The sequence below is a fragment of the Pseudomonas emilianonis genome, assembly GCF_023072625.1.
In the GTDB taxonomy this organism is placed as follows: Bacteria; Pseudomonadota; Gammaproteobacteria; order Pseudomonadales; family Pseudomonadaceae; genus Aquipseudomonas; species Aquipseudomonas paraveronii.
Genome location: NZ_JAKNRV010000510.1, coordinates 1 through 2,858, shown reverse-complemented (window position 1 = coordinate 2,858; position 2,858 = coordinate 1). Strand labels below are relative to the sequence as shown.

At 64.5% G+C, this 2,858-nt stretch carries 3 protein-coding genes and 1 pseudogene; all 4 read left to right on the top strand.

Translation table 11 applies throughout. The features are described from left to right. A pseudogene (locus L9Z73_RS28500) lies at positions 1 to 341 on the top strand (threonine-phosphate decarboxylase); the annotation flags it as partial. Next, complete coding sequence (locus L9Z73_RS28495; protein WP_247408132.1) at positions 338 to 1,789, top strand: cobyric acid synthase; 1,452 nt, start codon at positions 338 to 340, stop codon at positions 1,787 to 1,789. The pseudogene L9Z73_RS28500 and the gene L9Z73_RS28495, both read left to right, overlap by 4 nt. Positions 1,790 to 1,874: 85 nt before the next feature. Further along, positions 1,875 to 2,396, top strand: a complete 522-nt coding sequence (gene cobU, locus L9Z73_RS28490) for a bifunctional adenosylcobinamide kinase/adenosylcobinamide-phosphate guanylyltransferase (protein WP_247408130.1) — start codon at positions 1,875 to 1,877, stop codon at positions 2,394 to 2,396. Next, positions 2,393 to 2,858: nicotinate-nucleotide--dimethylbenzimidazole phosphoribosyltransferase (locus L9Z73_RS28485; RefSeq protein ID WP_247408128.1), on the top strand; the 466-nt coding region annotated here is incomplete at its 3' end. The genes cobU and L9Z73_RS28485, both read left to right, overlap by 4 nt.

Sequence of the window (2,858 nt, the reverse complement as noted above, 5' to 3'; positions counted from 1 at the left end):
GCGATGGGTGTGCTGCGCGGGCTCAAGACCCCGGAGTAGGGCGTTGGCGGTGTGTCTCGATCACGAGGGCAGTTGCGGATGATCAGCGCGGTCAGCTGCGGGTTGTCGACAAAGGAGCGGATCTGCTGGAACACCAAGGCTTTCAACCCCAGGGCGGCTGCGCCCTGTTCCAATGGCTGATCACACCTCACGCCGAACGCCTGCACGCGTTCATGGCCCAGCGCGGCATTCTGCTGCGCCTGTTTGTCCACGACAGCAGCCTGCGTTTCGGCCTGCCCGACACCGATGCCGACTGGCTGCGCCTCGAGCAGGCGCTGATCGCCTACAAGGACGCGACATGAGTACGCTGATGGTGCAAGGCACGACGTCCGATGCCGGTAAAAGCACCCTGGTCACCGCGCTGTGTCGCTGGCTGGTCCGCCAGGGCGTGGCAGTGGTGCCGTTCAAGCCGCAGAATATGGCGCTCAATAGCGCGGTGACGGCCGAAGGCGGCGAAATCGGCCGCGCCCAGGCGGTGCAAGCCCAGGCCGCCAACCTGGCGCCGCACACCGACATGAACCCAGTGCTGCTCAAGCCCAACAGCGATACCGGCTCCCAAGTGATCATCCATGGCCGTGCCGTGACCAGCATGAACGCAGTGGCCTATCACGACTACAAAGCCATCGCGATGCACGCGGTGCTGGCGTCCCACGCGCGCTTGAGTGAGGCCTACCCAGTGGTGATGGTGGAAGGCGCGGGCTCCCCGGCGGAGATCAACCTGCGCGCCAATGACATTGCCAACATGGGCTTCGCCGAAGCCGTGGACTGCCCGGTGCTGCTGATCGCCGACATCAATCGCGGCGGCGTGTTCGCGCATCTGGTCGGCACCCTCGAATTGCTTTCGCCGACCGAGCAGGCGCGGGTCAAGGGCTTCATCATCAACCGTTTTCGCGGCGATATCGCTTTGTTGCAGCCGGGGCTGGATTGGCTGGAAGCACGCACCGGCAAGCCGGTGGTCGGCGTATTGCCCTACGTGATGGACCTGCATCTGGAAGCCGAAGACGGCATCGACCAGCGCCAGATCGACAAGGCTGCCCAGGTGCTCAAGGTGGTCGTCCCGGTATTGCCGCGCATCAGCAACCATACCGACTTCGACCCGCTGCGCCTGCATCCCCAGGTGGACTTGCAGTTTATCGGCCCGGGCCAGCCGATTCCCGCCGCCGACCTGATTATCTTGCCGGGCTCGAAAAGCGTGCGCAGTGACCTCGCGTACCTGCGTGCCAATGGCTGGGATACTGCGGTGGCGCGGCACTTGCGCTACGGCGGCAAGGTGCTGGGGATTTGCGGCGGGTTGCAGATGCTCGGCGAGCAGGTGCATGACCCGCTCGGGCTCGAGGGGCCGGCCGGGTCGAGTGCAGGCCTGGGCTGGCTGGCGTTCAGTACGACGCTGGAGGAGCACAAGCAATTGCGCAATGTGCGTGGGCGCCTGCTGCTGGAGGACGCCGAGGTCAGTGGTTATGAGATCCACGCAGGGGTGACGTCCGGCGCTGCCTTGTCGAACGCGGCCGTGTTGCTGGACGACGGCCGCAGCGACGGCGCGCAGAGCCCCGACGGGCAGATCTTCGGCACCTACCTGCACGGCTTGTTCGAAACCCCTGCTGCGTGCAGCGCCTTGTTGCGCTGGGCCGGTTTGCAGGCGGTACAGGAGGTGGATTACCACGCCCTGCGTGAGCGTGATATCGAGCGCTTGGCCGACTTGGTGGACAACCATCTGGATACCGCGCTGTTGCGCACGTTGTGTGGGGTTTGACGGTGTACATGCGCTCAAACTGTGGGAGCTGGCTTGCCTGCGATGGCATCAATCGGATTTCCCTGAGGCAGCGAGGTGCCATCCCATGCTCCAACTGATCCTCGGCGGCGCCCGTTCCGGCAAAAGCCGCCTCGCCGAAAAACTTGCTGGCGACAGCGCGTTGCCCGTCATCTATATCGCCACCAGCCAACCGCTGGACGGCGAGATGAGCCAGCGCGTCGCCCTGCATCGCCAGCGTCGCCCCGATGCCTGGGGCCTGATCGAAGAACCGATCGAACTGGCACGGGTGCTGCGTGAAAACGCCGCGCCCGAGCGCTGCCTGCTGGTGGATTGCCTCACTCTCTGGCTGACCAATCTGCTGCTGCTCGACAACCCCGAGCGCCTGGCTTTTGAGCGTGACCAATTGCTGGAAAGCCTGGCCTCATTGCCCGGTGAAATCCTGTTTGTCAGCAACGAGACCGGTTTGGGTGTCGTGCCGCTGGGCGAATTGACTCGCCGCTATGTGGATGAAGCCGGTTGGCTGCATCAAGCCTTGGCCGAGCGGTGTCAGCGTGTTGTCCTGACCGTTGCCGGCCTGCCCCTGACTTTGAAAGGTACTGCGTTATGACGGAAACCTGGTGGCTCAACCCGTGCAAGGCCAGCGACGCTTCGGCGTATCAACACGCCTTGGCGCGCCAACAACAATTGACCAAGCCGGCCGGCTCCCTCGGCCAGTTGGAAGCGTTGGCGGTGCATTTGGCCGGCTTGCAAGGCCGGGTCAAACCTACGGTGGAGCAGGTGTGGATCGCCATCTTTGCCGGCGACCACGGCGTGGTGGCCGAAGGCGTGTCGGCGTATCCCCAGGCAGTCACCGCGCAGATGCTGCATAACTTTGTCTCCGGCGGTGCGGCCATCAGCGTATTGGCGCAGCAACTGACGGCGCAGTTGGAAGTGATCGACCTCGGCACGGTGACGCCGTCGCTGAACCTGCCCGGCGTGCGTCACCTGAATATCGCAGCCGGCACCGCCAACTTCGTCAACGGCCCGGCCATGACCGAGGCACAAGGGCGGCTGGCGCTGCAGGCCGGTC

Excerpts from the sequence above, each read along its gene's own strand:
- L9Z73_RS28495 (WP_247408132.1), top strand. The coding sequence starts at position 338 with ATGAGTACGCTGATGGTGCAAGGCACGACGTCCGATGCCGGTAAAAGC.
- cobU (WP_247408130.1), top strand. The coding sequence starts at position 1,875 with ATGCTCCAACTGATCCTCGGCGGCGCCCGTTCCGGCAAAAGCCGCCTC.